Origin of the sequence: Rhodococcus sp. 14-2496-1d (genome assembly GCF_002259365.1) — a bacterium.
Classification (GTDB): domain Bacteria; phylum Actinomycetota; class Actinomycetes; order Mycobacteriales; family Mycobacteriaceae; genus Rhodococcoides.
Map to the genome: position 1 here is coordinate 68,078 of NZ_NPFV01000002.1, position 24,420 is coordinate 92,497.

A 24,420-nucleotide genomic window follows, 5' to 3' on the forward strand; every position below is an offset into this window, starting at 1 on the left:
CTTCCGATCAGTCCGCGAGGGTGATTTCGATCGAGCACTGGCAGCCGGCCGTCTCGTCGACTCCGCCGACCGGGTCGCCAGGCCAGGCCATGCCGTTGCTGAACACGTCGTCGATTCCGACGGTCTCGCCGTTCATTGCCGCGTGCGAGCTACGAGAGTTGGGGGAGTTGGTAATCCACCGCTTCTGAGACTGCGACGGCGCGAGCTGAGCCCCGGCCTCCGCAGTGGCAAATGCGGAGAACGTGGTGATCAGCGCGGTCGCCGCCTGCAGTACTCGCGATGTCTCTGCCTTCTCGAACACAGCCTTCGGTGAGTGGTCCTCATCCTCGGATGCGAGCGCATCCTCGATCTGCGCCTTCGTCGTCGAATTGATCGCGCCCGCACGAGAGTCGGCGACCGAACGCAGGAACGCGAGCGTCCGGTCGGCGTCGTAGTCCTTCGGATCGAAGCCCATCGACTCGGCCGCGGCCGGGCCGATCTGACCGGCAGTGAGGACGCCGATCTTGAGCAGGTCATCCGAGAGTTCGGAGTTCCATCGATCCTCGTCCCACCACTCGGCGTCGGCCTTCGCGCCCAGCGCGGTGAGAACGATTCGAGCCTGACGACGGAAGAACTTCGTCAGCACCTCGGTTGCTTTGTCCTCGTACGTCGAGCTGGCGCGATCCTTCGACTTCACCGTGCGGACCCGCCGACGCTTCGGCTCGGAATCGACCGGTGCCGAATCGCGCGGCGAGGCCTGGCCACCGACCAGAACGTTCAGCGGTGTCACGATGTCGTCGCCGCCCTCGATCTCGGGCAGGTTCTGGCGAGCGCGGATCTCGTTCGTCGTCATCCACGGACGTCCCGACGCCGACGAGTTCGCCTGCGCCTCTTCGACGAAGGTGCCCTTGAGCTTCTCTTTTAGATTGAACTCGAGGTAGACGTCCGAGGTGTCGCCGAGATCGGGAAGTAGCTGCAGCGCAAACTCTTCGGTGATCATCGTCAACCACGGGCCGAGGGTGTCCTGATAGAGCATCTTGTGCTGCTCGGTGATGTTCGAGAACGTCGCGTGGTCGAGAATGCCGATCATCGGCGGCGGGATGTAGTACGCCGACGCCACTTCCTCGCGAGTGAGTTTGCGCGCATCGATGTACTGCAGCTGCTCGGCCGTCTGCGAAACGGGTGTGAAATCCATGCCGTCTTCGAGGATCGGTGTGCCACCGGCCTCGGGACCGCCGCCCGAGTACTGCGACTTCCACGACGTGCGGAACTGCTCGCGCGCCGGGTCCGACCATTGCTTCGTTGAGGCCGGTCGCTTGAGGTAGCCCGACATACGAGCGCCGTTGCGGAGCGTCTGCTCGCGCATCCGGCCCGCTTCCCACTCCTCGGCGAGGGTGCGGCGCAACGATTCCAGCGGCGAGGTGCCCATCGTGCCGTCGGGCGAGTAGCCGTGAAAGTGGATGACCTGCTCGGCGTCGTATTCCTTCTTGCCGCGTGAGCCGCTGACGATGAACTTCTCGGGCCACAGCCACGAGTCACCCTTCGGCTCGATCATCCACGGCGGGATGCGAATCAGCCCGTTGCCGGCCATCTTCAACCAGAACGCGTTGTCGTAGATGCCGAGGTCGTGCACCAGGGCGTCGAACATGCGGTAGCGCGTCGTCCTGGCGTTCGGCCGACCGATCATCTTCGAGATCGGATGATCGGTCAGGCGGACGCGATCGGTGTCCGACACTCGCCGGTACGCGTGGAGTCCGAGCTGTGCGATGTTGCGGGCCAGGAACGACACCGACGTACGCACGGCCGGTTGCTTCTTCCACAGCTCGGCGTACGTCGCGGTGTAGTCGTTCGCGAGGGTGAGCCGCTGAACCGATGGGCCGTACGTCGGACGGGACAGGCCTCGCAACGTGCCCTCGGAGACGACAAATGCCACTGCGGCTCACCGCCTCTCGATCAGAACAACTGAGTGAAATCGATGTGTTCCTTCTCGATGACGATCGACCCGTCGACAGCGGCAGGCTCGGAACCCGGTGTGTGCACCGTCGCGTCCTTCACCTCGAGCAACGGGCCGCGCGAGGCGGTCACGACACCCGAAATAGCCGTCCCTGACTTGAGATTGATCATTACTCGACGAAGAACTACGAGCTTTTTGTAGGCATCCATTGCAGCGGACCTTTGTTCCGGTCAGACCACCATCAGCGGTCGTGACTCGTAGACCGAGTCCGGTTCGGGCTCGGGGATCTGGTCAAGCGCCCAGTCGGCACCGTTGGCCGCGACGAGCGGCGCGGCGTCCATTGGCGACTTGCGGCGGTCGATCATCCACGCATCACCGGCCTGCTTGATCGCGGCCGACGTCGCGGCCACGTCGAGCACCGGCTGAGCAGTGTGGAAGATCAGCGGATCGGCGACCTTCTCGCCGTCCTCCGTCGCGGTCTTGTTGGTGACCTTGTCGTAGAACGCACCCGACGCTCGGCCGAGCTCGGTGCCGGACCACTCGGCGATCACGAACAGCGGGTTGCCGTCGTCGTCGACCTCGGATCGAAACTCCTCGAGCATCGACGACACGGGCGCGCCTATCGACTGCAGAGCGAGGACGTCGAACACATCGTGGCGTTCACGTAGCCACGGGATCACCCACTCGGTACCGGCGCGCTGAGCGACGATCTCGACGTGCCGCTTGCCGTCCTCGCGGAGACCGCAGAACGCGACGTAGGCCATCGAGCGATCCCAGGACACATCAACGCACGCTGCGATCGGAGCACCTTCGACGATCTCGGACGAATTTTCGGTGCCCGCGGCCCACGCGTTCGGCGGATACGGCCCGCCGTCGACGGTGGACATCCACCGGCACAGCACCTCGACCTCGAACACGTGGCGCGGTTCTTTCATCGCCGCCGCGATCGCACGCTCGGTGATGACGTCCTCGACGATGTCGGTGTGGTTCATCGACGGGTTCGCCTGCGCCCAACCGTCGCGATCGTTGCGAGGGATGCCGGGAGTCGCCGACCACTCGAAGATGCCGAGCGAGTCGATCTCGTCCTCCGAGAACACGTCCTCCTGGTCCTCGTCGTCGTCGATCTCGAGCGCGGTCTTGTCCGCGTCCCCGTCGGGCCATCCGAGCGCCTGGTGAGCCAATGCACGCATGTAGCGCAGCACCACGGCCATCGCGTCGCCCGCGTTGGAGAAGCACCACACCTGAGCCTTGGGGCGCGCGAGAGTCGATTTCGTGGCAGCCGCCCAGGACTCCCAATGCCGATGCTCTCGGAGCTCGTCGAGCAGGACCAGATCACCGGACTTACCGCGGGCCCCTCGGCGGTTCGTGGCCACCGGCTCGTAGCGTTCGCGTGACTTGAGCACCAGCGCTTTATTGTTCGTCTTCTGAACGACGTCCTCGATCTCGACGGCGAGGTCGGGGATGTCCTGAGCGAGCTCGGTCGCCTCGCGCCATGCCTCCTCGGCCTTGCCGAGGGACTGCGCACTGGCGACGACCATCTTCGAGCCGCGCACGTACAGATGCCAGAGCGCGAGGATCTTCATCACCAGCGTCTTGCCGTTCTGGCGGGCGACGAGCACGATCACCGTGCGGAAGCGGTAGAGGCCGTTCTCGAGTAACTCAAGCGCGTGGATCAGCAACCACTTCTGCCACGGCATCAGGCGGAAACCGAGCACCTGCTCGGCGAAATCGATGCACGCGAATCCGTGCGAGGTTTCGCGGGTCAGCGGTCGAAGTGGTTGTGTGTAGATCCGCGGCGTTTCCTTGCCCAGCCGCAGCGTGCGGTGCCGGACGAGCGAGCCGTCCTTCATGCCGAACGCAGCTCGGCGCGCATCTTGTCGAGGTTCGACTGCTGCTTGACGCCGTACTTCGCGATCGTCGTCAGCAACGATTCGAGCTTGCCCACCGCGGCTGCGTGCTGCGGCAGTGCCGACGGAGTGTCGAGCACCCGAGCGAGCGCAAGAGCCATCGCCGCGAGCGCCGGCCGCGTCTCAGCGCCGACGTACGTTTCGAGCTCGGCCTTCACCGCGGCGGTGACGGATTCCTTGTACGGAATCTTCGTGGTCTCGGCCGGCGTCGTGCGTGGCTTCGAGCCGCCCTTGATGGCAGCAGGCTTGGCGGGTGCGGACTCGCTGGCCTTCGCAGCCTTGGCCCGACGTCGCTCGCGGTCGTACTCACGCTGAGCCGTCTTGCAGACCTCGCACCGGCAACCGGCGACGTAGCGGGTTCGGTTATGCACATCGGCCATGTGTGCACCTCCCACCACATGTGGGGCTGAGCCCTCGGAGAGAAAGGAAAACCTGCCGGGGAAGGTCTCCGGGGTCGGGCGACCCAGCGATCCAGACGCCCCTACCCCTCTGACCAGGGGTTATGCGCCGGATGGAAGGGCGTAGGGCTGACCGTCGGCCGCTGCAAGGCTCTGACCAGCGGAAATGCCACGCTGACCGCCTCGCTCGGGTGTCCAGGTCTTGAACAGCGTCGCGAAGGCATCGGCGTAGGTCGGGGCGACGATGGTCACGTAGCGCCGCATCTCGGCCGAGAGGGTGTATCGCTCGTTGACGACGGTCTGACGTGAGCCGAGGAAGTCGCGGACGATGTCTCGCTCGACGTCGAGCTCGGCTTCGGTCAGCTCGTTCGACGCGAGCAGCATGACTCCGTCGTCCGTCGAGACGCCGACCATCACGAAGTCGGGTCGAGTGTGTTCGATCATCACCACTCCCTCGATCGGACTCCGAGGCCCGGCTTGTACGCGCGGTTACCTCGGCGTTTGTTGCAGTCCAGATGGGCTGCGAAGCAGTTGGCTGGATCGGTGACGAGGTGCGGATGCGTCGAGCGCGGGTAGCGATGCTCGAGGCTGAACGCGTCGGGGTGATCCGGTGGCAGCGAGTAGTCGATCGGCTGGCCGCAGATGAAGCACGGCGGGCGACGGGACTTGAGTTCGTCGGCGATGCGGTTGAGGTCTGCGTTGCGACTGGGCATCAGCGAAACCGGGCAGTCGAGACAGTTGTGCCCACTGCAGTCAGAGCATTCACGCAGGTCACGGCATTGTCAAGCTGACGCGCTGACACGGTCACGCTCCTCGATCAGGGCCAGTGCATCGCCGAGTCGGTAGACCGCTGGATCGTTGGCGTGAATCCAGTGATCGGTGATCCGGCCGTTGTGCTTCCAGCCGCGTGGTTGCATGCGTCGTCGTGCTGCCCAGGTGTGGATGGTTCCCTTCGGTACGCGGTGTCCGAGTTCGTTGAGCAGTGCGATCAGTTCCGTTGTGGTGTAGACCATCTCGTGCATGCGAGCAAGGATCTGTCGGTCGAGTTGGCGTACGTCGTAGTGTGCACCGCATGCCGGGCATCGGGCGAAGTCCTCGCCTCGTTCGACGTAGAGATCCCTTCCGCACGTTCGGATCTCGCCCCGATTGTCGGTGGTGGTGTACTCGCACGGTCCCTTGTAGCTCAGGTCGGGGAGTCGATCGACGGCTCGCCGTGAGTCGGCCACGGCGTCGGTGATGTCGTCGAACAGCTCGTCCGCTGCGGGGTGATGTCGCAGGTCGTTGGGGTGGTGGGCCATCCAGATCGCGGCGAGTTCGATGGCGAGGAACGCTTCGGTGCTGACGGTCGCGTTGTCGCCGAATCGTCCACCGCGTGCGTATCCGGTGAGTACTCGCAGTCCGGGTGCCGCAAGGATGTCGAAGAGGTCGACGCCGAGGTAGCCGGCGAAGTCCTGTGCCCAGGTCAGGATGGTGTTGTTGAGCACGTCGAGGGGCCTGTCGGTGGGTCTCTGGTCGTACCGATCGAGGCGTATCGGCAGGGCTGTTTCGGCGCTCTTGCCACCGTTGCGGGATCGGCTCATGCGGTCGAGTCGGGCCCTGGTGACGGTCATGTCGTCGACGAGCCCGGGTACTGCTCGCAGGTCTGCGACGAGGGTGCCGATGCAGGTGGTGCACACTGCCGATCCGTCCGCGGTGGGGCGGTCGCAGTTGTGGCACGTGGTGGCGCTCATGCGTTTTCGCGCTTCGCCCGTGCGGCCTTGATGCGGTTGATGTGCGCGGGGAATGCTTCGAGTTGCCGCCAGGTTCCGGCTCGGTCGCGGTATCCGCATGCGACGTTGACGGGCTGGCTGCAGTCGGGGCAGGGGACGGCGAGGGACTGGGTTCGTTCCTGCATCTGGTCGAGGCTCGGGTTACGCATGGCTCGGCTCCTCGGTCGGGATCAGTGATTGCCACTCGTCGAGTGCCATCGGCGTGTGCTCGCATCGGATCGCCGGGATGTCGTGATCTCGGACCTCGGAGGGTTCGATGCGCCAGCCGAGGTCGTCGCACCACTCGCAGGCGTCGATGCGAGCCTGCCGGGCGGTGCGTGCGGTCTCGGCGGTGCGGGTGTCCCACTGCTGGCGTGCGTGCCGGGCGTCGCCGCAGGCGCGGCACGGCCGCTCGGTGCCGTTGGGGTGCATCGAGCAATTCGGGGAGGGGGGCTCGGAGTCGGCGGTTTCGCCCTGGTGACCTTCCGTACTTACGTAACCACTATTGGAGTATGGAGAAGGTGAAGGAGAGGGAGAAGGAGTAGAGGGGGGTTGCCGAGGGGGTTGAATCGGGGGGTGCGATTCATACTGAATCGGGGGGTCAATCACGGGGTGAATCGGGGTATGACCGAGGGGGTAAGTCGCGGGGTCAACCGAGGGTTGAGTGAGGAGTCGCTGAACCGTTTCGGAGGCCCAACCTTTCAGATCTGGAGCGTCGTTTCGGAGCCTGATCAGCTCGTGCACGATGACCTCGCGGAGGGCATTCGAGGCGACGGTGCTGTGCGCTTTGGCCATCGAGACACCCATGTGACGCTGTTTCATGAGGCCGTCGTTGCGGACGAACGAGCGCACGAGAACCTCTTCGCTGTCTTCGTCGACGACGATGTAGAGGCGATCCACGAGCTCGTCTGCGGCCGCGTTGAGGCCTGCGAGAATCCATCCGTCGGCGAGCTGCAGGATGCGCTTGGGACGCCAATCTGCGACGCCGCAGTACGACAGGCTCGGCGCTGACAGCAGCGTCAGGTAGAGGTGCTGAGCGCGCGCGGTGAGCTTGCGCCAGTCGGGGTCTGACCAGATCGAGGTGAAAATCCGGCCGTGTTCACGCGCCATTGAGTGCCTCCTGAGGGTTCGGATTGGGCTCTTTCAGGAACGTCACCCAGTGCGTGCTGGATCGCTTACCGCTGCGATTGCCGATCAGCGGCGAATGCGGTGTCAGCGCGAGGATCTCGGACACTGGGATGTGCGTCTCGTTCCATTTGAAGATCAGCACGCCATGCTTGGCCAGGACTCGGAAACACTCGGCGAATCCGCGAGTGAGGTCATCTCGCCATGTGAGCCGATCAAGAACGCCGTACTTGAGCGCCATGTACGAATCGATGCCGGCACGCGCGAGGTGCGGTGGGTCGAACACCACGACACGAAAAGTCTCGTCAGCAAACGGGAGGGCCCGGAAGTCCAGCTGCACATCGGGCGCGACCGTCAGCAATCGCCCGTCACATAGCTGATGTTCCTCGGATCGCCTGTCGCCGAACACCACGCGGTTGTCGAGCTTGTCGAAGTAGAACATCCGACTACCGGATGCGGGGTCGAGGACGAGCTGTTCGCCGCTCACCGCCGCACCCCTTCCAACGTCCGACGCTCGTACGACCCCTGCGCGTATCCGAGTGCACGGTTGGCGTCACTCTCGCTCAGGAAGCCGCGTAGCGCCTTCCTGAGCCCGAGGATGCCGAGAGCGATTGCGGTCGAGGAGAATAGGAGAAGAATCATTCGGACACCACCATCGTCTTGCCCATGCAGAGCAACATTCCGCGCACGATCTTTACGGCCTGCTCGGGCGTGTAGTCGATGGTTGCGAACACGTCGTGCGATCCGTCGCGCCGCATCTCGACAACGTCGAGATGTAGACCGGGGGCGTCCCGTCGGGTCGATGCCCGGAGTCCAATCGCGCTCATCTGATGTACTCCAATATCTTCGTCAGCTCATCGGCGATGTTGCGCCGGGTGGTGAGCGCCGGATCGCCCCTCAGATCGGCTACATACTCGCGAATGTCCTTGAGGGTGGCCCTAGCTCGGTCTCGGTCCGCTGCTGCGGCGTGGAAGTCCTGAGCGAACGTGTCGGCCGCTTTGAGGGCGTCGCGTTCGCGGGATTCGGCGATTTCGGCGCGGTTCTGCCACGTGATCGCCGAATAGTCGACGGCGGGCATCTGTTCGGCGGTCATCGCATATCTCGATTCACTGCTTCGGCGAGCTGCTTAGTCAGTCCCTCGAGCACGTACGCGCTCGTGTGACGGCCATCGTTGGTGTAGCCGCGGAGCCAGCGTCCTGCCTCAGCCCAATCCCTGCGATTCGACCATCGCCACCACGGCTGCACCTGACCCTTCACCACCTTCGACAGGACATTCACCGCCCACGCGTTCACATCGCGGCCCATGAACTCCGAGAAGTCCGCGACCGTGCGTAGGTAGTTGCCGGCGGGAAGGCTCGTGATCGGGTCACCCCACGCAGCGACCCGGAACGTTGGGATGGTGTTGATGCGTCGCGCGCCACCGATGCCGTAGCCACCAGGATTGGGGCCGATGGTGGTTTGCAGGCCGTCACGCAAGGGGTCTGCGATGAGTGCGCACCCGATGACTTTGCGTGGGTTGGACCAGTTCGCTGCGTAGTTCCCTGCGATCGCTGCACCCTGGCTGTAGCCGCCGATCATCACTGCACCGGGGCATTCCCGCACGGCCCGGTCGAGTGCGAGGCGTCCTTCGGCGAGACTCGCGCCGTACGACATGTCGCGCCCGTAGTCGGCTGGGTATGGAATGTACCGATACCGGAATCGTTTGGGGTCGAGGTGTTTGAGGAAGTCGTCGGAGATGCCTTCGCCGTTGGGGTTGAAGGTGCCTGCGAGCCAGAGGACGTCGATCATGCGACCCACCCCTCACTTTTCAGTAGTCCGGCCGACTCTTCCTTCGACAGTGGCGAGAAGATGAGTCGCGTCTTGTTGTTGAGCTGGTCGTACTCGGCACTGGTGGCCATGAAGAAGAATCCGAAGTTGTTCGGGCCGACGACTTGGCCGACGTCCTCGGTGCGGTCGCCGTTGTACGTCGAGGCGTACTCGTTGTCGTTCAAAGCACTTCACCGTCGATGACAACCTCGAAGTACCCGATGCCCGTGTCGTGCTCGATGGTGAATGTGCCCGACAAATCCCCCGTGTCGACAAATCCCTCACCCGACACGTTCAGGCCCCACTTGGTGAGCATTGGAATCACAGTGTCGACCTGGTCGAACGCGACTTCACCGATAGGGATGGCATCGGCGTAATCGCGGTGGCGTAAGCGGATCTCGGTCATGATGTGGGCTCACTTTCGATGTGGTTGCTCAACTGCGACTTGGCTTTCGACTCTGCCGAGAGAACGGCCTGCCGCAGCGCCGCGTCGTCGTCGCAGTCCTTGTTGCTGATCTTCTGGGTGCCCTGAACGCGGCGACCGCACCTGCACCAGATGCCGACCTGAACTGTCGCGACGTTCTGCTCCAACTCGTGCGGTCGGGAGTTCGAGATGTCGACCTTGCTGCTCTTGAGTGCGTGCATCAGGACACCGCCAGATCGACCGTCGTGTCGCTGACGAGGGTGAAGTCCGAACTTGCTCCGGCACTTTCGCCTTTCAATGACAGGATGGTGATGCCGCCCTCGTGGACGATCTTTCGGATCTCACCCGAGACTCTGGCCTTCACGTTGGACTGCGGAAAAGTCCAGTCGAACCAGGCGGTCGAGCCAAGGTCGCTCGCACATAAATCGCGGGCGAAGGTTTTCGTGGCGCTCATGACGAAACTCCTAGAGGTAGATTGACCGGCCAGGCCACCGCGTCGAGCGCGAGCAGGTGGCGGTCGAGGATGGTGAACGGCAAGTCGAAACCGAGCTTCTGCCATCCGAGGGCCGCGCAGATCAGGCCATCGCCCTGGTCGTGGTTCACGATGTTGACCGCGGGGAACATCTCGCGGACGGCTGGGAGCACGAGCTCCTTCTTCGAGGTGCCCTTACCGGTGGCGTACTTCGCCCGGGTCGTCGGCGAGATCACCGCGATAGGTGCACGCCGGGACAGCGTTGACATCAGTCCCCAGAAAAGGCCGGCGCGATCGAAGTACGACGGCATGATCTGCCCGTGGTAGTACGGGCCTTCTATGACGATCAGATCGGGATGGCCGACGCGCTTGCCGATCTCATACGCCTGCAGCTCGATTCGCTCGCGCCGGTCGTCGTAGTTGTCGGTGGCGAGTCCGGCCGCGCCGACGCTGCACAGTCGGATCGGCGCGGCCGAGCTGATCGTTGCGATACCTGCTCGAGTGAGGGACAGATCGACGCCGACGACAGTGGTCATAGCGGCACGATCTTGCTGACGATGTCCGAGAACGTCGAGAACACTTTGCTGCACCAGAAGCATTGCGTGCCGCGGCCGAACAGAACCCACGACTCCCACGTCGAGCGGCACTGCTCGAGGTGCGCACTGCACACGAGAACGTCGGTCCACTCGTCCGCACGCGCCTCGACGACGTAGCAACCGTGCGTGACGATCATGAAGTCGGCCGCGTTCTCACACTGGCCGCGTAGGGCGATCTGGCATCCCGGCTGGAAGTCGAGGTGCGCGATCGCGAGGGCATCGATCAGGGGGCGCGTTCCGGTGCTCATGAGGCCATCCCTCGATACCGAACAACCTGGCGCTGGCTGATGCGAAGCTGCACGGCGATCTCGGCCGCAGACTTGTTCACTCGGGTCAGCTCGGCTACCGCTTGCACTCGACTCTCCCGCACCTCGTGATTCACGCGGTGCGCACTCTTCGGCTTGAGTGCTCGATACTTGGCCGGTACGGGAAGAGCTTCGAGATCGTCGATCGTGTCCTCGTCCCATTGCAGCGGTACGGCCCACTTCCGCTTCAAGCCGGTGTTGCGTGAGCGCTGCGATGGGCCGGGGGTGAGCTGCAAACGATCGAACAGGCGCGCGACCGAACGAGCTGTCCGCGCAAGGCATTCAGTGCGAGCGCCGCGAACCAGCTCGTGCACGGTGCACGCTGAGACCTCACCACTGAGTTGGTCCGCGAGATGTTCTGCGGGCCAACCGAATGCAACGAGAGCGCGAAGTCGTCGAATCGTGCCGATGGAGTCGACGAGCGCCGCGCCGGCCGCGGTGTCGACGGGGCGTGCAGGTACGGGCACAGCGAGGAACTTGTCGGCGTTGACGCGCGTGATCTCCTTGTTCGGCCCATGCCCGCGTTCTTTCCTGCCGTCGAGCAGGTAGGTGATGGCTTTACGGTTGAGGCCGGCCAATTGAGCGACGCGGTGACGCGAGAGTCCCGCGTCCAGTAGCTCGATGACGTGATCGCGCGCGGGCTGGGCATCGACATACAGCGACTCGAAGCGGCCGTACGCCTTCTGGCGTTCGAGGTATCGCATGTAGCAGGCGGCGCAGAGCCCGCGCGTGCGCGCGGGCCTGCCGTCCTTGTTGGTGCAATCGGCCATGATGATCAGACCTGCGTGTCCGAGAAGATCGCGGGGGTGCCCTGCTCCTCGGCCTCGGGTGGATCGATGGGCTCGGTGCCCTCGTCGTCGGTGCCATCACCCTCGGCCGCGTTCTCGGCGGCGACCTCGGCCTCGGCGGTTGCCGCTTCCTTCTCGGCCTCGGACTCACCGAACAACGCGGGCTGCTGCTCGTCGACGATCGGCACCTTGCCGCGCTCGTAGATCGAGGTCTGCTCGATGTCGACGACGAGACGATCCTCGCCGTCCACCTTGTCCATGTGGTGCTTCTTGCAGACGCCCTTGACGATGTACGTGCGGGACTCACCGACGGCGGGCGGATCTTCGAGGGCGTACTCGCTCATGCCGCCGACGATCTTCACCTTCGCGGCAGCGATCAGGGGCTTCGTCTGAGTCGAGGGAAGATTGTCGGGGGTTTCGGTAATCAGTGCCATTGCAGTGCCTTTCAGGATTCGGATTATCGGGAAATGCCGAGGGTGTCGAGCAGGGAATCGAGCACGTACTCCATGCGGTCGCCGGTAGCGCCGCCGTGGTGCGCCCACCACTCGCTCATCTGCAGGGCGAGCGCCGGGCGGTCCTCGTCGGGCACGCGGGGCATCTGCGCCTGCAGGCGGGAGCCGAGGTACTCGATCGCCTCGGCCACCGCGATGGACGCATGCCCGGCAGCCGCGGTCATGCCGTAGAGATCGCCCTGGTCGATAGCGCGCTTCGCCTTCTCGATCGACGTCTCGGCGGTCACGACTGCGCCTCGGCCTTCTCGAGGAAGTCGATCAGCTCCGACGCTTCTTTCAGCGTCAGCTCCTTCGACGAGTCGAACGGCCGGTGGAACGTCTCGGCGAGGTACTCGAGCTTCTTGTCGCGTTCGGTCAGACCCTCTTTTTCGAGCAGGATGTTCAACTTCGTCCACTGCGGCTGCGTGGACATCTCCTGCCCGTTCGAGTCGTACGTCAGCTCGTGCGACTCGTCCTTGACCTGCGGCGTGTCCTGTTTTGCGCCCTGATCCGAGGCGGCGACACCCTGCTCGTTGCCGTCGTCGAGCAGGTCGTCGGACGGCGGCGTTGCCTTCGCCTTCGGCGCTGCAGCCTTGCGTGGCTTGCGGTTCGTCTGGGCCCGCTGAACCGGTGCCGACTCGAAGGCCGGCGCGGACTCCTCGCCGCCGCTCGTGATCGCAGGTGTCGCCGCGGTCGGTGCGCTCAGCTCGACCACGCCGTCTTCGAGCTCGTCGACAGTCGGCAGGCCCGAGATCGCGTCGGGGAACTTGCGCCGGCACAATCGCGACGTCGCGCGGGCAACGAGCTTGTCCTCGGGGTAACCGCCGAGGTCGATCTTCGCCTTCTGCGCCTGCGCCACCGTGAAGGAGATGCGCGTCCAATCGGACTCGTCGCGGCGACGGCCCTCGACAACGCAACGCGTGTCGGACATTTCGACGTAGCGGATCTCGTGACCGGCGTTCATCGCCTGCGCACGCATCAGCTCGGCCGACTGGCCGGGCTTGCCCTTCACGACGTGGATGTGACGCAGTGACGCCATCGGCGGGACGCCCATCTCGCGGCCGGTCAGAATCGCCGAGGCGACCGCAGCAGGCTTGCGGCGCATCGCATCCGGCACGAAGTCGGTCTCGGCGATGTACTCGCTGAGCTTGACGATGTTGCCGAAGGACTCGAACCAGTCGTCGGTCTTCTGTCGAGAGATGTCGATCGCGTTCGGCTGCCGGGTGACGACTGGTGCGGGCTGGTAGTGCTCGATCTCTGCGGTCATGACTGCTCCTCGGATGTGATGTTCAGGTTGGCTGCTCTGGTTGCGGCTGCGCGTAGAGCGCCGACGACCTCGGTCTGCGTACGGTCGACGTCGTCGTTCCACTCGATGACAGAACCGGCATCCAGGTGGCCCGCCATCAGATCGATCGCCTGGGTTGCGGCGTTCGACGGGAAGTGGCCCTCGACCTTCCCGTCGGCCGCAATACGAATGGCCCCGACGGCGCAGAGGCAGCCCTTATCGTTGACGTACTCGCCCTGCATCCAGCCGTGCTCTTCGATCAGATCGGCTGCCCTGGCGAGGATTTCGGAGATCGTCACGCCTGCACCTCCGCCCAATCGACCTTCGCGACCATGCGCGTCGTCTCCGGTGGCTCGACGGCCGCGAGGATCAGCTCGCGAGACTCCGAGTCCCACCGCTTGATCTGCTGCGCATATCGGAAATCCTTGAGCTGCTGCTCTTCCGACACCGTCGGGATCAGGTCGGCCGACGACGCGGTGATGTGAATTGCGCCAGTCCGCTCGACCGGGATCATCGGCTTCTCCTCGCCGTCGACCACGATCACGTCCGCGTAGCGGTACGCGGCGAGCTGCAGTGCTGTCTCGCCGTAGATGCCCTTCTCGTTGGTCTTGAGATCGAGCAGCCAACGCACCGGATCACCCTCGGGATCGGCCGGGTCGACGAGGTCGGCGATCAGGTCACCGGTACCGGCGTAGCCGAAGCGGTACGAGGCGACGGTGAACTCGACTGCGATCGGGTCGACCTGGAATGCGTCGAGGAATCGGGTGTAGGCCTCGACGTGGCCGCGGAGTTCGGCCGGCACATTCTTGACCGCCTCGCCCTTCACCAGTCGCTCGCCGTAGCCGTGAACCTCGGTGCCGCGCTTCTTCGCCTTGTCGGTGACGCCGTAGCGGCCACCCTGCAGCTTCTTGAGCCGTTCGGTCATCGACAGACCCGAGAGCTCTTCCCAGTTGTCGACGGCGTACTCGGCGGTGGCGTTCGCGGCCCAGTTGATCAGAGCCTTCTTCGGCAGGCCATCGCCGAGAATCGTTGTCACGCCGGGCATCTTCTGACCGTTGCCATCGACGTATCCGTGTGAGCGACCGTAGTTTCGACGACTGATCGGAGGTACGTACTTCGTCATCAGACACCCGCCTTGATCAGCACGGCGAGCCAGAACGCGACCGCGAACACGAGCAGCATCGCGACCGGCCAGAAGTTCTCGCGCACCATCGAGGAGATGGATGCGGCGATGGGCAGGTCGTCCTCGTCGTCGCCGCCCTCGTACGGGTCGGTGTCGGCCTCGGTAGCCCAGTCGGAGCGCAGCAGGTCGGCGAGCGCTTCGCCGTCCATGATCAGTTCGCCGCCGCCGACGATCCGGCAGGCGACGAGGTTCGGGTGCGAGCGGTGACGACGTACCTCGACGACGTACTCGCCGCCGATCCGCAGGTCTTGCCCGCGGTACTTGGTTGAGACAGACATCAGCGGTCCTTCAGTTGTGCGGCGGATGGTTGGCTTCGAGCTGGGAAGCGAGTTGGCGCAACAGATCTGCAGCCTCGGAGGGGCAGACGCGGCGCTTGTGGTGTCGCGCGGACGATTGAATGAACAGGGCGTCGGGGTCGTCCGGGTCGTAGCCGATGCCGACGACGATCGATGCCCACTGAATGACGTCGAACGTCGACTTCTCGATCGCCTCGATGTCGCCACCGGCCTTCATCGCATCTATGCCCGAGGAAATCGACTCGAGTTCGCGCTCGGCCAAGTCGCGGGCCTTCACGGCGAAGTTCCGTCCGGTCATGAGTGCGGCGTGGCCCGGGCTGCCCGGCGTGGCTGAGGCGAGGCGGCGATCGGCCTCTTCGACCAGTCGGTATGCGTCAGCGAGGGTCTTCTTCAACTGCTCTTGCTGCATCTGCAGCTCGGACAGTCTCATCAGGCACCGAGCCACGGCAGTGCGCCCGCGAACAGCAGGCGAGGACGGAGGTAGCTCACAGTGAAACCTCCAATTGCACGACGGCTTCCAGCCCGAGTTTGCGCGCCACGAACGCGACTCCCGATGGCTGGACGCGCGGGGTGTACGACGTTCCGTGCGAGCCGTCGGATCGCACGAATTCAGTGGCCTTGACGGCGAAGTGGTGCATGAACCGCTGATAGGGCGTGTTCCGCATCGAGCCCTTACTGATGAGAATCCCGGCGTTGCGAAGATCCGAGAAGAGTTTGTTCTGCGAACGTCCGAGCATCTTTGCGACGGCCCCGATCGAGTACGTCCCGTCGGCGTCCATGAATCGGTCGTAGGCATCGACTTTCGGTGCCATGTCAGCGACAGTCGCCTCGAGCTCCTTCACCTTGCGAGACGTGATCTGCAGCGCTTGATGAACGATCTGCTCTTCGGTCAGCCCGAGCGGCGTGCCATAGAAACCGGTGTCGCGGATCGACGGCCACACCTCGTGCGTGAGAAATCGGCGGAACCGTCGCGCCTCGGGCTTGCGGGAGTCGAGCACGAGATCGGTCGCGCCGTTCTCGGACACAACCCACATGACCCGGTTCTGTGAACCGCACCTGATCGGTGTTGAACACCGATCAGCTTCGTCGAGTCGTTCGACCGCCTGGCGTGCGTCCTTAATTCCGAGCGCCCCGCAGATGTCTGCAGCGACAGCCCAACGGTGATCGTCAATGTCGACGGTGCGGATCTCGACGGAGTCGAAGGTGAAGAGTTCGACGCTCATGCCGCATCGGCCTGCTCTGCGCGAGCCTGCGCGGCACGGCGCATCGCGTTCTGGAGGTGGTCGCTGATAACGACGTCTTTGAACAGATGCCGATCGCGCTCGATCGCGTCGCGCATCTGCGCGCGGATTTCTTCGGTAGTCTGAGCCACGTGACTTTCCTTCTTGGTTGATGGATCACTGATAGGCCCTCGCTCTGTGTCCGCAGGCGAGGGCTTTTTCTATGCGGGAATTGAGGTCGTGCCGGCCGACTCGCGGCGAGGTCGCATGATCGCGAGCTGCTCGATTTCGAGCGCTTTGGCAGCCTTGGCCAACAAGACATTCGTGAGCTTCTTGCGGCCGGCTTCGATGTTCGCGAGGTAAGGCCGGGAGATGCCGATGGCTGATGCGAACTCGTCGGGCTTGTATCCGCGCGTCTCGCGCAGGTAGCGGAGCGTCAGCCCCACCCGTTCCCAGTCACACTCCTCGAACGGGGTGGTCGCCTCGACCTTCCCGCGTCTTGGCTTGAGTTCCGTTGTCATGAGTTTGAAGGTAGGGGAACTACACGGAACTTGTCAACGGAACACGCGGGAACAGGGGCGAAAAGGGAACATATCTGCAGGTAGAACAGGAACAACATTCGTGTAGTTACGCCGTTGTTTTCCCGCTTTTTGGCAGCTGTTCCGTCCAGCACCCTTGGTTGATGTTCCTGGAAATTCCCTGCAAGATTTCCCTATGGAAAGTGATGAGCAGTCGGCTCTCGATCGTGTTGCCGCCGCCGTAACTGCACGACGGGCAGAACTCAGGCTGAGCCAAGCGGCCCTTGCGTCGGCAGCGGACGTCGACCCGAAGACCGTGAGAAGTCTCGAAAACGGGGAACGTTGGCCACAGCTCGCAAAGCGCGCTGCCATCGCGAGCGCCTTGGGATGGACCAGTAGCAGCCTCGATCGAATTCGGAAGGGGTATCCGATCGAGCCCCTCCCCGCTATTCCCGCGGCGTCGGCCGCACCTCAACAGCGTCCGAAGCGCTACGGGGCATGGTCACTGGACACGGGAATTTTGGCCGAGCTATCAAGCACGGCCGACACCGTTCATGCGAAGGCAGATGAAGCCGAGAACTACGACAGCGAATCGGACATCGAGGACGTACTTTCGTCGACCGAGGAGCTTGTCGAATCCGCGAAAAGGCTGGTCGAACTTGCCCAGGCCGTGGCCGAGGTTGGAGTCGGAGGCCGTGTCCACCTCCAGATCTTGAAAACCGGCCCAGTGCAGTTTGACCAACCTGCCGCCTTGACTCGCCCGAATCAAGGCTCGCAGCCTGACTACGAACTGGCGCAGCGCAAGGGAGAGACCGAAGCCGAATGGCGCGAGCGCACTGGAAACGACTACGAATAGCCGCGTTTCCCCAGCTCAGCTAATTACAGCCGCGTAATTTGTCGGACCCCGGCTGCAAGCTGTGGAACCATGACATGGCACCCGTGGCGGCACCTGCGAGACCACCATCCGCACCTGCACGTGACCTACCCCGACGGAGGTACTGGGTGCCTCGGCCGATGGACCGACGACGGCATCGAGATCAATGGCAGCGCCAACCAGCGCGAACGGCGATGCACCCTGACGCACGAGCTCGTTCACATCGAACGCGGTCCGGTGCCGGGAGACCTACATCTCGCGATGCGCGAGGAAGAGACCGTCGAGCGGATCTCGGCCGAGCGATTGATCGAGATCGACTCACTCGTCGACGTGCTCGCCTGGAACAGGTACCGCGTCGATGACGAGACCGCCGAGGATCTGTGGGTCGATCTGGCCACCTTGCTGACGCGAGTGAAGAACCTCGACGACGACGAGCGCGCGTACATCGATCGCGAGCTGGAACGGAGGCAGCCATGACGCCGCAGCAGATGGAGATACTCGCGTTCGAGAAGCGTTGGTACACAGCGCAAGGATCGAAAGAGGCGGACATTGCCGAGCGGTTTTCGCTATCTCCGATCCGGTACTACCAGCTTCTGAATCAACTGCTCGACGATCCGGCCGCGCTGGCGGCAGAGCCCGTACTCGTGAAGCGGCTGCGACGGATTCGGGACGAGCGCGCCCTCAGTCGACGGTCCGCTCCGCGGGTAGCAGTCTGATGTCATCGATCGAGAACTGCCGCGTGCCGACCGATGACGGCAAGATCCTGACCGAGAGGTGCTCACGGATTGCCTGACGGCGGTCGACGATGTCCAGCTGGGCCCAGTGCGCGGCCGCGTTGGGTCCAGAAATTCTGCTCGTGAGCGGCGACGAGGCCGCGCGGCGAATCTTGGCCGCGGCCGCGGAAATCTTTGCGTTGATTGCCTTTTCGAGTTTTTGAAACGACTCATCGGTGATCTGCTCGTCGGCGAGCTGCTGGATGAAGTGGTCAAGGCGCTGGCGCTGGCGCTCGATCTCGGCGACGAGAATGCCGTTCTGTGCGTCGTCAACCGGGGCAATGTCGTGATCCTCGAGCAGTGCGATCATCCTGAGCTCGACATAGTCGTCTACCAATTGAGCGCGACGCCGGACACAGCTGTTCTCAGCGCACAAGTAGGTCGGCGACTTGAGCGACTTCGGACCGAAGAACCGCATGCCGCTGCCGCATACGCCACAGGTCGCGATTCCTGTGAGTAGGTGCTTCACTCCAGGCCCGGCCGACGTGCGACGGGCCGGGTCCGCGAGGATGCCGAGGATGCGGTGATGAGTCTCCTCGGATACGAGAGCATCCCAGGTGCCCTTACCGGTGATCTGGCCGTGCTGGGCACGCAGGCCTGCATAGGTAGGCGACGAGATCATGGTCCGAATCCGCTGCGCCTTCCATGGCACGCCCTCGTTGGGTGGTGGCACCTCGCGCGCCGTGAGGTCTCGGGCAACCGCGTGCAGCGACTCCCCCGCCAGGAACCGCTCGATGATCTCCATGACGATGGGTGCGGTCGCGGGGTCATGCACCCATCGCTCGGTCCGGCCGGTATTGGGATCGAACCGGCGTCGGAATCCGTACGGCAGGCGACCGTTCGGCCGGCCTTCCAGTGCTGCGGATCGCTTGCCGCGCAGAACTCGCTCGCGAATCTGCTCAGCCTCACGTTCGGCCAACAGGGCGTCGAGGCCGGATCCGAATCGGTCGTCACCGGAGTTCGGGTCGAGCAGCTTTCCGGAGACGCACCACTTCACGCCGCGGCTCGCGCACAGGTCGCGCAGCAGCACGTACGCCGCAAGGTCGCGCGACGCCCGGGAAGCCTCCCAGAGCACGAGCACGTCGCCCGGCCGCAGCACCTCGGCGAGCCTGCGGTACGCGGGACGGTCCTTCGTCGACCAACGGGATGCGCCGCGGTCGTTGTCGGTGAGCACCTCGGCGGCGGACCATCCCTCGCGCTCACATACCGCCCGGCACTCACGCTCCTGATCGGCAACCGACTTCGCTTTTCCGGTCTGGTCAGAACTCACCCGGCAGTAGATGATTGCACGCATGCAAGCAGAGTATCTGGACCGTCTGACACAGGTGGCCGAGGCCGGCGACCCCGTGCAGGTGGGACCGATCAGAACGACCAACAGCGGTATGGGCTTCAAGGGCTTCTACCGTCCGACCGAATGAGGGGTCAGACGATGACGGACTCGGATACCACCGTCGTCAGCGCGGTGTCGGGTACTCGATCGGGATCGGTGACGGTGCGTGCCACCGAGCACGGACTGCCGATCGGAATCGTCATCGACGAGCGCGAACTGCGCTACGGCGGAGGCGCATTGGCGTCGACGATTCTCCAGCACTGCGAACGGGCGAGCGCGGCTGCCCGCGCTCGGCGCCGCACGCTTCTCGCCGAGGACGGCGTTCCCACCGAGGTTCTCGATCGCCTCGGTCTGCCCACCCGTGCCCGAGTCGCTGCCGAGGCGAACGAGAATCTCGCAGAGGACTCCGCACCCACGAGTTGGTTGAAGCAGGTATGACCCACGCCCGCACCACCGACCTCGACACTCTGGTCGGCAGCGCCCAGGACCGGCTCGATGCGCTCCGCGAAACGCACGAGCGCCTGGACCGCATCAGGATTCGACTCACCTCGCCGGACAACCTGGTCACTGTCGTCGCCGACGGATCCGGAGCCCTGGTCGAGCTCGAGCTCGCCGAGAACCTCGGATCGGTTGCCGCCCACGCACTCGCGTCGACGATCACCGCAGCGGCCGCAGAGGCCGCCGCTGCTGCGCTCGAGCAGCGCGAGACGATCCTGCAAAGTCTGCGGGGTTCGTTCACAGACTCCTGAGATAGGCTTCGCGCCATGGCTGGAGACATCATCCCGATCGAACTCGGTCTCACCGCAGGTGACTTCTCGACGCTGTGGGCACCGGAGTGGCGAGAAGGCGACGACGAGTGGGAGGCATTTCTCGGACACGAGGAAGACCTGTACGGCTTCTCGAGCGTCGCAGAGCTCGCGGCATTCGTCAGATCCGACGACGACAACGATCTGGTCGACCATCCGTCGTGGAAGGTGGTCTCCGCACTCGCCGCACACGAACTCGAGCCCGACGATCTGCACCGCTTCGATCTGGTGGCGGTACCGGAGCTGGTGGCCTCCGACCCCGAGGCCGACGTTCTCGCCGAACTGCAGGCCACCTTCGATATCGTCTCCTCCATCGGCGATGTCTGCGAATTGCGCCCCGTCACAAGCTTTTTCGGCTCCAACCCATTCGTCGGGGCCGTCGGCGGAGGCGTCGAGAACTTCCTCGGTCGCGAGGGCGGAGAACTCTGGGACCGCATCGGAGCGGCTGTCGCCAAGCACTGGGACGACGTGCTCGACGCCGTCGACTCCATCGTCACCTCCCCCGCTGTCGACTCCGCTGCCGTCGCCGTAGCGGAAGCCGAGATCACCGCCGCGGCCGAGAATGCCGTCGACGCCGACGACGTCACGGACGACATCGACTCCGATTCGGACGACGACGACGACGACGACGACTCTGCCGAGGTGGACCGTGATCCGATCGCCGCGGCGGCCGCCGAGGAGACCTTCTGGACCACCGTGGGCATCGACCCGATTCGCATCATCACCTCGGACGACACCCTGTACACCCTGCGGTGCTACCTCGGTGACAAGCCGGTGTTCCTCGGTCGCGGCGGAGCCATCAGCGTCTTCGGTTCCGAGCGGTCGCTGGCCCGGTATCTCGCCGACGACCACGATCACGACCTGGCGCAGGTCAGTACCTACTCCGACGTTCAGACCGCGGCCATCGACGGATCCCTCGACATCACCGTCACCGACGACAACGTGTACGTGCTGCCAGGTCTGGCCGACGACCTCGCCGAAGGCCCCACTGCAGTCGACGTCGACCAACTCGACCTCGCTGTCGAGTTGTTCACCGACGCAGCCGATTTCGCCGGCGACGACTCCGTGGACGAGGCTCTCGCCACGTCCACGCCGCTGGGCTGGTACGTCTCGTACACCCTCGAACCCAGCCCCGATCGGCTCGCCCCGAGCGCACCGTTCGACGTCGAGGCCGAGGCGTGGCGCGTACTCGAGCGTGAGTTCGAGAGCCGGCTGCGCAAGAAGTAGCAGCCGGCTCGGTCCGCGGCATCAGCCGATGAGCACTGCGTAACCGGGCTTGATGACGTCGTCGATGAGGGCCAGCCGCTCGTCGAACGGCAGGAACGCCGACTTCATCGCGTTGATGGTGAATCTCTCGAGATCGCTCCAGCCGTAGCCGAAGGTCTCGACCAGCTTGGCCATCTCGCGACTCATCGAGGTATCGCTCATCAACCTGTTGTCGGTGTTGACGGTGACCCGGAATCGCGCTCGGGCCAGCAGATCGAACGGGTGCGTCGCCAACGATTCGACGGCACCGGTCTGGACGTTGGAGCTGGGGCACAGCTCCAGGGGCATTCTGGTGTCGCGGACGTAGGCGGCCAGCAGACCGAGTTGCGGTGTGCCGTCGTCACCGGTGGTGATGTCGTCGGTGATTCGTACTCCGTGACCGAGCCTGTCGGTGCCGCAGAACGCCACTGCTTCCTGGATCGACGGCAGACCGAACGCCTCCCCCGCGTGAATGGTGAAGTGCGCGTTGCTCGCTCGCATGTACTCGAAGGCGTCGAGGTGGCGGCTGGGAGGAAAGCCCGCTTCGGCACCGGCGATGTCGAAGCCGACGACGCCGCGGTCGCGGAAGCGAACCGTCAGTTCGGCGATCTCCCGCGAACGCGCCGCATGCCGCATGGCAGTGAGCAAGGTGCCGATCGTGATGTTCTTGCCGCGCACCTTGGCGGCGGAAATACCCGCCTCGAAACCGGCGAGAGTGTGGGTGACGACCTCGTCGAGAGTCAGGCCACGCTCGAGGTGCTGTTCCGGAGCGAAGCGCACCTCGGCGTACACGACCCCGTCGTCGGCAAGATCCTCGGCACATTCGCGCGCCACTCGGAACAGCCCTTCGGGGGTCTGCATCACGGCGACGGTGTGCGCGAACGTCTCGAGATACCGCACGAGGGAGCCGCTGTCCGCGGCGTCGCGGAACCACTCGCCCAATGCTGCACCGTCGGTGGCGGGAAGATCGTCGTAACCACATTCCTCGGCCAGCTCCAACACGGTCTGCGGGCGGAGTCCGCCGTCGAGGTGATCGTGCAGCAACGCCTTGGGAGCGGTCCTGATCGACGCGAGATCGAGTGGCGCACTACCACCGATCGAGGACTGAGTGTTCTCCGCGGTGCTCATGTGACGACGGTAGCGTGCGGCCCTCGCGCACGCGCGTCCGCCGAAGCCCATCGGCGAGTCCACGGATTTCGGCGAACCTCGCCGCTTGCGCGACCTATTCCGTTGCATTGTTACTCCGATGAAAACAATTCCGTCGATACACAGCGAATAGGCGACGGAAATCGTAGTGTTCATCCCACACACGCGGCCGATTCTGTCGGGTCCCCCCTCCGACGTGCTCGGTCGACTCGAACTTCGGAGAGACCTATGTCCACTGTGGAACCGCCGAACACCCTTCCGGGTAAAGGACTCAACACCGGCGCTCTCGGGTTGGTCGGCAACATCGTCATCGGGCTGTCGGCGGTGGCTCCGGCATACAGTCTGGCCGCCACCCTCGGCTACGTCGTTCTGGCCGTCGGCGACAAAGCGCCGTCCATGTTCCTCATCGCATTCGTCCCGATGTTGCTCACGGCCTTCGCCTACCGAGAGCTCGGACGCGACACCCCGGACTGCGGAACGTCGTTCACCTGGGGTACCAAGGCGTTCGGCCCGTGGGTGGGCTGGATGGCGGGATGGGGGCTGGCGGTCTCGGCGATCATCGTGCTCGCCAACGTTGCCGAGATCGCCGCCATCTACCTGTTCGAGTTCCTCGGCCTGTCGGACCTGGCGGAGTCGACCGCGGCCAAGGTCGCCCTCGGTTCGTTCTTCATCGTCTCGATGACCTACGTCAGTTTTCGCGGCATCCTCATCAGCGAACGGATGCAGAACGTGCTGCTCGTCGTGCAGTTCGGTGTGCTCATCGGAGTGTCGGTGACGGCATTGGTCAAGGTGGGCACGGGCACCGCGGGACCACAGGCCATCACCCCCGAGTGGAGTTGGTTGGTCCCCACCGGAGTGACGATGTCCGACGCGGCCCAGGCCATCATTCTGTGCATCTTCATCTACTGGGGATGGGATGCGTGCCTGGCCGTCGGCGAGGAAACCAAGGATTCGGAGAAGACCCCGGGCCGGGCCGCAGTGATCACCACACTGATTCTCGTCGCGACGTACGTGCTGGTCGGATACGCCGTGCAGTCGTTCGCCGGGTTCGGCGACACCGGAATCGGCCTGAACAATCCGGACAACGTCGACGATGTGCTCACCATTCTCGGCGATCCGGTCGCCGGCTCGATCGTGGCGTCGCTGCTGCTGTTGACGGTCTCCATCTCGGCACTGTCCTCGACGCAGACGACCATCCTGCCCACGGCCCGCGGAACACTGTCGATGGCCGTGTACGAGGCGATTCCCAAGCGGTTCGCCAGCGTGCACCCCAAGTACATGACGCCCGGCTTCGGCACGCTCGTGATGGGGGCCGCGGCCCTGATGTTCTACCTGGTGCTGACCTTCGTCAGCGCCAACGCGCTGCAGGATTCGGTGGCTTCGCTGGGACTGGCCGTCGCGTTCTACTACGGCATCACCGCGTACGCGTGCACCTGGTATTTCCGTCGGACCCTGTTCTCGTCCGTCCGAAACCTGTTCATGCGCGGCATCTTTCCACTTCTCGGCGGATTGTCGATGACGTGGGCGTTCGTCCAGAGCGCGGTCGACATGATCAAGCCCGACTACGGTTACACCGTCTACGGTCCGATCGGCGGAGTGTTCGTTCTCGGCGTCGGCATGCTGGTACTCGGAATTCCGCTCATGCTCTTGTGCTTCGTGGGCAACAGGGACTTCTTCCAGGGCAAGACACTCACCGCGTCCACCGAAGTCAAGGTTCCGGACACTTACTAGCAGAGAAGGACACCGAGCTC

General features: G+C 64.2%; 42 protein-coding genes. 9 read left to right on the top strand and 33 right to left on the bottom strand.

The genetic code is table 11. From position 1 onward, the window contains the following. Positions 1-7: 7 nt before the first annotated feature. The 9 genes from CH296_RS00430 to CH296_RS28460 all read right to left on the bottom strand — a co-directional run bounded on the left by CH296_RS00430 (position 8) and on the right by CH296_RS28460 (position 6,418). Entirely contained in the window at positions 8-1,912 is a 1,905-nt protein-coding gene (locus CH296_RS00430; protein WP_094683742.1) for a phage portal protein, read from the bottom strand. Positions 1,913-1,932: 20 nt separating this feature from the next. Beyond that, on the bottom strand, positions 1,933-2,142 hold the full coding sequence (locus tag CH296_RS00435; protein WP_094683743.1) for a hypothetical protein: 210 nt from the start codon (positions 2,140-2,142) through the stop codon (positions 1,933-1,935). 21 nt (positions 2,143-2,163) lie between these two features. Beyond that, positions 2,164-3,783 carry a terminase large subunit domain-containing protein gene (locus CH296_RS00440; protein ID WP_094683744.1) on the bottom strand — a complete coding sequence of 540 codons (1,620 nt, stop codon included), beginning with the start codon at positions 3,781-3,783 and terminating at the stop codon, positions 2,164-2,166. Then, positions 3,780-4,220 (bottom strand): hypothetical protein, encoded by a 441-nt coding sequence (locus CH296_RS00445; RefSeq protein ID WP_094683745.1) that lies wholly within the window; start codon positions 4,218-4,220, stop codon positions 3,780-3,782. Before CH296_RS00445 ends, CH296_RS00440 begins: the two co-directional genes overlap by 4 nt. Positions 4,221-4,340: 120 nt before the next feature. Beyond that, positions 4,341-4,682, bottom strand: a complete 342-nt coding sequence (locus tag CH296_RS00450; RefSeq protein WP_143546286.1) for a hypothetical protein — start codon at positions 4,680-4,682, stop codon at positions 4,341-4,343. After that, positions 4,682-4,951, bottom strand: a complete 270-nt coding sequence (locus CH296_RS00455; RefSeq protein ID WP_094683747.1) for an HNH endonuclease — start codon at positions 4,949-4,951, stop codon at positions 4,682-4,684. The genes CH296_RS00450 and CH296_RS00455 overlap by 1 nt, the downstream gene beginning before the upstream one ends. Before the next feature lie 69 nt (positions 4,952-5,020). Further along, positions 5,021-5,968: a hypothetical protein gene (locus tag CH296_RS00460; RefSeq protein WP_094683748.1), complete on the bottom strand. Its 948-nt coding sequence runs from the start codon at positions 5,966-5,968 to the stop codon at positions 5,021-5,023. Further along, complete coding sequence (locus CH296_RS00465) at positions 5,965-6,156, bottom strand: hypothetical protein (RefSeq protein WP_094683749.1); 192 nt, start codon at positions 6,154-6,156, stop codon at positions 5,965-5,967. Before CH296_RS00465 ends, CH296_RS00460 begins: the two co-directional genes overlap by 4 nt. Continuing rightward, the gene (locus CH296_RS28460; RefSeq protein ID WP_143546287.1) at positions 6,149-6,418 is read right to left on the bottom strand and encodes a hypothetical protein; all 270 of its coding nucleotides are present in this window, start codon (positions 6,416-6,418) and stop codon (positions 6,149-6,151) included. Before CH296_RS28460 ends, CH296_RS00465 begins: the two co-directional genes overlap by 8 nt. 192 nt (positions 6,419-6,610) lie before the next feature. Between CH296_RS28460 and CH296_RS28465 the strand changes: the two genes are divergently transcribed. Then, entirely contained in the window at positions 6,611-6,997 is a 387-nt protein-coding gene (locus CH296_RS28465; RefSeq protein WP_143546288.1) for a hypothetical protein, read from the top strand. Positions 6,998-7,085: 88 nt separating this feature from the next. Here CH296_RS28465 and CH296_RS00475 read toward each other — a convergent pair whose 3' ends face one another. The 22 genes from CH296_RS00475 to CH296_RS00565 form a co-directional block, all read right to left on the bottom strand. After that, the gene (locus CH296_RS00475) at positions 7,086-7,553 is read right to left on the bottom strand and encodes a class I SAM-dependent methyltransferase (protein WP_094683796.1); all 468 of its coding nucleotides are present in this window, start codon (positions 7,551-7,553) and stop codon (positions 7,086-7,088) included. Positions 7,554-7,594: 41 nt separating this feature from the next. Next, positions 7,595-7,753 (bottom strand): hypothetical protein, encoded by a 159-nt coding sequence (locus tag CH296_RS28710; RefSeq protein WP_179277593.1) that lies wholly within the window; start codon positions 7,751-7,753, stop codon positions 7,595-7,597. Next, positions 7,750-7,938: a hypothetical protein gene (locus CH296_RS00480; RefSeq protein ID WP_094683751.1), complete on the bottom strand. Its 189-nt coding sequence runs from the start codon at positions 7,936-7,938 to the stop codon at positions 7,750-7,752. The genes CH296_RS28710 and CH296_RS00480 overlap by 4 nt, the downstream gene beginning before the upstream one ends. After that, positions 7,935-8,204, bottom strand: a complete 270-nt coding sequence (locus CH296_RS00485) for a hypothetical protein (protein WP_094683752.1) — start codon at positions 8,202-8,204, stop codon at positions 7,935-7,937. The genes CH296_RS00480 and CH296_RS00485 overlap by 4 nt, the downstream gene beginning before the upstream one ends. Continuing rightward, positions 8,201-8,899, bottom strand: a complete 699-nt coding sequence (locus CH296_RS00490; protein WP_143546289.1) for a PE-PPE domain-containing protein — start codon at positions 8,897-8,899, stop codon at positions 8,201-8,203. Before CH296_RS00490 ends, CH296_RS00485 begins: the two co-directional genes overlap by 4 nt. After that, positions 8,896-9,102 (bottom strand): hypothetical protein, encoded by a 207-nt coding sequence (locus CH296_RS00495; protein ID WP_094683754.1) that lies wholly within the window; start codon positions 9,100-9,102, stop codon positions 8,896-8,898. The genes CH296_RS00490 and CH296_RS00495 overlap by 4 nt, the downstream gene beginning before the upstream one ends. Further along, complete coding sequence (locus tag CH296_RS00500; RefSeq protein ID WP_094683755.1) at positions 9,099-9,323, bottom strand: hypothetical protein; 225 nt, start codon at positions 9,321-9,323, stop codon at positions 9,099-9,101. Before CH296_RS00500 ends, CH296_RS00495 begins: the two co-directional genes overlap by 4 nt. Then, entirely contained in the window at positions 9,320-9,562 is a 243-nt protein-coding gene (locus tag CH296_RS00505) for a hypothetical protein (RefSeq protein WP_094683756.1), read from the bottom strand. The genes CH296_RS00500 and CH296_RS00505 overlap by 4 nt, the downstream gene beginning before the upstream one ends. After that, the gene (locus CH296_RS28470; RefSeq protein ID WP_143546290.1) at positions 9,562-9,795 is read right to left on the bottom strand and encodes a hypothetical protein; all 234 of its coding nucleotides are present in this window, start codon (positions 9,793-9,795) and stop codon (positions 9,562-9,564) included. The genes CH296_RS00505 and CH296_RS28470 overlap by 1 nt, the downstream gene beginning before the upstream one ends. Next, positions 9,792-10,349 carry a hypothetical protein gene (locus CH296_RS00510; RefSeq protein ID WP_094683757.1) on the bottom strand — a complete coding sequence of 186 codons (558 nt, stop codon included), beginning with the start codon at positions 10,347-10,349 and terminating at the stop codon, positions 9,792-9,794. The genes CH296_RS28470 and CH296_RS00510 overlap by 4 nt, the downstream gene beginning before the upstream one ends. Next, the gene (locus CH296_RS00515; protein WP_094683758.1) at positions 10,346-10,657 is read right to left on the bottom strand and encodes a hypothetical protein; all 312 of its coding nucleotides are present in this window, start codon (positions 10,655-10,657) and stop codon (positions 10,346-10,348) included. Before CH296_RS00515 ends, CH296_RS00510 begins: the two co-directional genes overlap by 4 nt. Then, complete coding sequence (locus tag CH296_RS00520) at positions 10,654-11,484, bottom strand: hypothetical protein (RefSeq protein WP_094683759.1); 831 nt, start codon at positions 11,482-11,484, stop codon at positions 10,654-10,656. The genes CH296_RS00515 and CH296_RS00520 overlap by 4 nt, the downstream gene beginning before the upstream one ends. A 5-nt stretch (positions 11,485-11,489) precedes the next feature. Then, positions 11,490-11,936, bottom strand: coding sequence for a hypothetical protein (locus tag CH296_RS00525; protein WP_094683760.1), 447 nt, complete (start codon positions 11,934-11,936; stop codon positions 11,490-11,492). Between the two features lie 23 nt (positions 11,937-11,959). Further along, positions 11,960-12,241 (bottom strand): hypothetical protein, encoded by a 282-nt coding sequence (locus CH296_RS00530; RefSeq protein WP_094683761.1) that lies wholly within the window; start codon positions 12,239-12,241, stop codon positions 11,960-11,962. Further along, positions 12,238-13,260, bottom strand: coding sequence for a hypothetical protein (locus tag CH296_RS00535; RefSeq protein ID WP_094683762.1), 1,023 nt, complete (start codon positions 13,258-13,260; stop codon positions 12,238-12,240). Before CH296_RS00535 ends, CH296_RS00530 begins: the two co-directional genes overlap by 4 nt. Then, positions 13,257-13,577: a hypothetical protein gene (locus tag CH296_RS00540; protein ID WP_094683763.1), complete on the bottom strand. Its 321-nt coding sequence runs from the start codon at positions 13,575-13,577 to the stop codon at positions 13,257-13,259. The genes CH296_RS00535 and CH296_RS00540 overlap by 4 nt, the downstream gene beginning before the upstream one ends. Further along, a complete protein-coding gene (locus CH296_RS00545; RefSeq protein WP_256980283.1) occupies positions 13,574-14,401 on the bottom strand; it encodes a hypothetical protein in 828 nt (275 codons plus the stop codon). The genes CH296_RS00540 and CH296_RS00545 overlap by 4 nt, the downstream gene beginning before the upstream one ends. Further along, positions 14,401-14,739, bottom strand: a complete 339-nt coding sequence (locus tag CH296_RS00550) for a hypothetical protein (RefSeq protein WP_094683765.1) — start codon at positions 14,737-14,739, stop codon at positions 14,401-14,403. Before CH296_RS00550 ends, CH296_RS00545 begins: the two co-directional genes overlap by 1 nt. Before the next feature lie 10 nt (positions 14,740-14,749). Next, entirely contained in the window at positions 14,750-15,187 is a 438-nt protein-coding gene (locus CH296_RS00555; protein ID WP_094683766.1) for a hypothetical protein, read from the bottom strand. A gap of 55 nt (positions 15,188-15,242) precedes the next feature. Continuing rightward, positions 15,243-15,980 carry a phage antirepressor KilAC domain-containing protein gene (locus CH296_RS00560; RefSeq protein WP_094683767.1) on the bottom strand — a complete coding sequence of 246 codons (738 nt, stop codon included), beginning with the start codon at positions 15,978-15,980 and terminating at the stop codon, positions 15,243-15,245. Next, on the bottom strand, positions 15,977-16,129 hold the full coding sequence (locus CH296_RS28715) for a hypothetical protein (RefSeq protein ID WP_179277594.1): 153 nt from the start codon (positions 16,127-16,129) through the stop codon (positions 15,977-15,979). The genes CH296_RS00560 and CH296_RS28715 overlap by 4 nt, the downstream gene beginning before the upstream one ends. Before the next feature lie 69 nt (positions 16,130-16,198). Beyond that, the gene (locus CH296_RS00565) at positions 16,199-16,498 is read right to left on the bottom strand and encodes a helix-turn-helix domain-containing protein (protein WP_094683768.1); all 300 of its coding nucleotides are present in this window, start codon (positions 16,496-16,498) and stop codon (positions 16,199-16,201) included. 193 nt (positions 16,499-16,691) lie between these two features. Between CH296_RS00565 and CH296_RS00570 the strand changes: the two genes are divergently transcribed. From CH296_RS00570 to CH296_RS00580, 3 genes are all read left to right on the top strand, one after another. Further along, positions 16,692-17,351, top strand: a complete 660-nt coding sequence (locus CH296_RS00570; RefSeq protein WP_094683769.1) for a helix-turn-helix domain-containing protein — start codon at positions 16,692-16,694, stop codon at positions 17,349-17,351. 69 nt (positions 17,352-17,420) lie between these two features. Then, positions 17,421-17,846 carry a hypothetical protein gene (locus CH296_RS00575; protein WP_094683770.1) on the top strand — a complete coding sequence of 142 codons (426 nt, stop codon included), beginning with the start codon at positions 17,421-17,423 and terminating at the stop codon, positions 17,844-17,846. Beyond that, positions 17,843-18,085: a DUF3263 domain-containing protein gene (locus CH296_RS00580; protein ID WP_094683771.1), complete on the top strand. Its 243-nt coding sequence runs from the start codon at positions 17,843-17,845 to the stop codon at positions 18,083-18,085. Before CH296_RS00575 ends, CH296_RS00580 begins: the two co-directional genes overlap by 4 nt. Here the strand turns inward: CH296_RS00580 and CH296_RS00585 are convergent. Then, positions 18,051-19,436, bottom strand: a complete 1,386-nt coding sequence (locus CH296_RS00585) for a recombinase family protein (protein ID WP_094683772.1) — start codon at positions 19,434-19,436, stop codon at positions 18,051-18,053. The two genes, CH296_RS00580 and CH296_RS00585, sit on opposite strands and share 35 nt — an antisense overlap. Here CH296_RS00585 and CH296_RS29380 point away from each other — a divergent pair. The 4 genes from CH296_RS29380 to CH296_RS00595 are packed head-to-tail and all read left to right on the top strand — an operon-like array spanning position 19,435 to position 21,505. Further along, complete coding sequence (locus tag CH296_RS29380; RefSeq protein WP_256980284.1) at positions 19,435-19,560, top strand: hypothetical protein; 126 nt, start codon at positions 19,435-19,437, stop codon at positions 19,558-19,560. The two genes, CH296_RS00585 and CH296_RS29380, sit on opposite strands and share 2 nt — an antisense overlap. An 11-nt stretch (positions 19,561-19,571) precedes the next feature. Further along, a complete protein-coding gene (locus CH296_RS00590; protein ID WP_045195819.1) occupies positions 19,572-19,910 on the top strand; it encodes a hypothetical protein in 339 nt (112 codons plus the stop codon). Continuing rightward, positions 19,907-20,221, top strand: a complete 315-nt coding sequence (locus CH296_RS28720) for a YbaB/EbfC family nucleoid-associated protein (protein WP_045195821.1) — start codon at positions 19,907-19,909, stop codon at positions 20,219-20,221. Before CH296_RS00590 ends, CH296_RS28720 begins: the two co-directional genes overlap by 4 nt. A 15-nt stretch (positions 20,222-20,236) precedes the next feature. Beyond that, positions 20,237-21,505 carry a primosomal protein gene (locus CH296_RS00595; RefSeq protein WP_179277595.1) on the top strand — a complete coding sequence of 423 codons (1,269 nt, stop codon included), beginning with the start codon at positions 20,237-20,239 and terminating at the stop codon, positions 21,503-21,505. A 21-nt stretch (positions 21,506-21,526) separates the two neighbouring features. Here CH296_RS00595 and CH296_RS00600 read toward each other — a convergent pair whose 3' ends face one another. Further along, positions 21,527-22,651 (bottom strand): adenosine deaminase, encoded by a 1,125-nt coding sequence (locus CH296_RS00600; RefSeq protein ID WP_045200020.1) that lies wholly within the window; start codon positions 22,649-22,651, stop codon positions 21,527-21,529. Between the two features lie 246 nt (positions 22,652-22,897). Here CH296_RS00600 and CH296_RS00605 point away from each other — a divergent pair, with 246 nt between their 5' ends. Then, positions 22,898-24,400, top strand: coding sequence for an APC family permease (locus tag CH296_RS00605; protein ID WP_094628530.1), 1,503 nt, complete (start codon positions 22,898-22,900; stop codon positions 24,398-24,400). Positions 24,401-24,420 lie beyond the last annotated feature (20 nt).

Excerpts from the sequence above, each read along its gene's own strand:
- CH296_RS00435 (WP_094683743.1), bottom strand. The coding sequence starts at position 2,142 with ATGGATGCCTACAAAAAGCTCGTAGTTCTTCGTCGAGTAATGATCAAT.
- CH296_RS00440 (WP_094683744.1), bottom strand. The coding sequence starts at position 3,783 with ATGAAGGACGGCTCGCTCGTCCGGCACCGCACGCTGCGGCTGGGCAAG.
- CH296_RS00445 (WP_094683745.1), bottom strand. The coding sequence starts at position 4,220 with ATGGCCGATGTGCATAACCGAACCCGCTACGTCGCCGGTTGCCGGTGC.
- CH296_RS00450 (WP_143546286.1), bottom strand. The coding sequence starts at position 4,682 with ATGATCGAACACACTCGACCCGACTTCGTGATGGTCGGCGTCTCGACG.
- CH296_RS00455 (WP_094683747.1), bottom strand. The coding sequence starts at position 4,951 with ATGCCCAGTCGCAACGCAGACCTCAACCGCATCGCCGACGAACTCAAG.
- CH296_RS00460 (WP_094683748.1), bottom strand. The coding sequence starts at position 5,968 with ATGAGCGCCACCACGTGCCACAACTGCGACCGCCCCACCGCGGACGGA.
- CH296_RS00465 (WP_094683749.1), bottom strand. The coding sequence starts at position 6,156 with ATGCGTAACCCGAGCCTCGACCAGATGCAGGAACGAACCCAGTCCCTC.
- CH296_RS28460 (WP_143546287.1), bottom strand. The coding sequence starts at position 6,418 with ATGCACCCCAACGGCACCGAGCGGCCGTGCCGCGCCTGCGGCGACGCC.
- CH296_RS28465 (WP_143546288.1), top strand. The coding sequence starts at position 6,611 with ATGACCGAGGGGGTAAGTCGCGGGGTCAACCGAGGGTTGAGTGAGGAG.
- CH296_RS00475 (WP_094683796.1), bottom strand. The coding sequence starts at position 7,553 with ATGTTCTACTTCGACAAGCTCGACAACCGCGTGGTGTTCGGCGACAGG.
- CH296_RS28710 (WP_179277593.1), bottom strand. The coding sequence starts at position 7,753 with ATGATTCTTCTCCTATTCTCCTCGACCGCAATCGCTCTCGGCATCCTC.
- CH296_RS00480 (WP_094683751.1), bottom strand. The coding sequence starts at position 7,938 with ATGAGCGCGATTGGACTCCGGGCATCGACCCGACGGGACGCCCCCGGT.
- CH296_RS00485 (WP_094683752.1), bottom strand. The coding sequence starts at position 8,204 with ATGACCGCCGAACAGATGCCCGCCGTCGACTATTCGGCGATCACGTGG.
- CH296_RS00490 (WP_143546289.1), bottom strand. The coding sequence starts at position 8,899 with ATGATCGACGTCCTCTGGCTCGCAGGCACCTTCAACCCCAACGGCGAA.
- CH296_RS00500 (WP_094683755.1), bottom strand. The coding sequence starts at position 9,323 with ATGACCGAGATCCGCTTACGCCACCGCGATTACGCCGATGCCATCCCT.
- CH296_RS00505 (WP_094683756.1), bottom strand. The coding sequence starts at position 9,562 with ATGCACGCACTCAAGAGCAGCAAGGTCGACATCTCGAACTCCCGACCG.
- CH296_RS28470 (WP_143546290.1), bottom strand. The coding sequence starts at position 9,795 with ATGAGCGCCACGAAAACCTTCGCCCGCGATTTATGTGCGAGCGACCTT.
- CH296_RS00510 (WP_094683757.1), bottom strand. The coding sequence starts at position 10,349 with ATGACCACTGTCGTCGGCGTCGATCTGTCCCTCACTCGAGCAGGTATC.
- CH296_RS00515 (WP_094683758.1), bottom strand. The coding sequence starts at position 10,657 with ATGAGCACCGGAACGCGCCCCCTGATCGATGCCCTCGCGATCGCGCAC.
- CH296_RS00520 (WP_094683759.1), bottom strand. The coding sequence starts at position 11,484 with ATGGCCGATTGCACCAACAAGGACGGCAGGCCCGCGCGCACGCGCGGG.
- CH296_RS00525 (WP_094683760.1), bottom strand. The coding sequence starts at position 11,936 with ATGGCACTGATTACCGAAACCCCCGACAATCTTCCCTCGACTCAGACG.
- CH296_RS00535 (WP_094683762.1), bottom strand. The coding sequence starts at position 13,260 with ATGACCGCAGAGATCGAGCACTACCAGCCCGCACCAGTCGTCACCCGG.
- CH296_RS00545 (WP_256980283.1), bottom strand. The coding sequence starts at position 14,401 with ATGACGAAGTACGTACCTCCGATCAGTCGTCGAAACTACGGTCGCTCA.
- CH296_RS00550 (WP_094683765.1), bottom strand. The coding sequence starts at position 14,739 with ATGTCTGTCTCAACCAAGTACCGCGGGCAAGACCTGCGGATCGGCGGC.
- CH296_RS00555 (WP_094683766.1), bottom strand. The coding sequence starts at position 15,187 with ATGAGACTGTCCGAGCTGCAGATGCAGCAAGAGCAGTTGAAGAAGACC.
- CH296_RS00560 (WP_094683767.1), bottom strand. The coding sequence starts at position 15,980 with ATGAGCGTCGAACTCTTCACCTTCGACTCCGTCGAGATCCGCACCGTC.
- CH296_RS00565 (WP_094683768.1), bottom strand. The coding sequence starts at position 16,498 with ATGACAACGGAACTCAAGCCAAGACGCGGGAAGGTCGAGGCGACCACC.
- CH296_RS00570 (WP_094683769.1), top strand. The coding sequence starts at position 16,692 with ATGGAAAGTGATGAGCAGTCGGCTCTCGATCGTGTTGCCGCCGCCGTA.
- CH296_RS00575 (WP_094683770.1), top strand. The coding sequence starts at position 17,421 with ATGACATGGCACCCGTGGCGGCACCTGCGAGACCACCATCCGCACCTG.
- CH296_RS00580 (WP_094683771.1), top strand. The coding sequence starts at position 17,843 with ATGACGCCGCAGCAGATGGAGATACTCGCGTTCGAGAAGCGTTGGTAC.
- CH296_RS29380 (WP_256980284.1), top strand. The coding sequence starts at position 19,435 with ATGCAAGCAGAGTATCTGGACCGTCTGACACAGGTGGCCGAGGCCGGC.
- CH296_RS00585 (WP_094683772.1), bottom strand. The coding sequence starts at position 19,436 with ATGCGTGCAATCATCTACTGCCGGGTGAGTTCTGACCAGACCGGAAAA.
- CH296_RS00590 (WP_045195819.1), top strand. The coding sequence starts at position 19,572 with ATGACGGACTCGGATACCACCGTCGTCAGCGCGGTGTCGGGTACTCGA.
- CH296_RS28720 (WP_045195821.1), top strand. The coding sequence starts at position 19,907 with ATGACCCACGCCCGCACCACCGACCTCGACACTCTGGTCGGCAGCGCC.
- CH296_RS00595 (WP_179277595.1), top strand. The coding sequence starts at position 20,237 with ATGGCTGGAGACATCATCCCGATCGAACTCGGTCTCACCGCAGGTGAC.
- CH296_RS00600 (WP_045200020.1), bottom strand. The coding sequence starts at position 22,651 with ATGAGCACCGCGGAGAACACTCAGTCCTCGATCGGTGGTAGTGCGCCA.
- CH296_RS00605 (WP_094628530.1), top strand. The coding sequence starts at position 22,898 with ATGTCCACTGTGGAACCGCCGAACACCCTTCCGGGTAAAGGACTCAAC.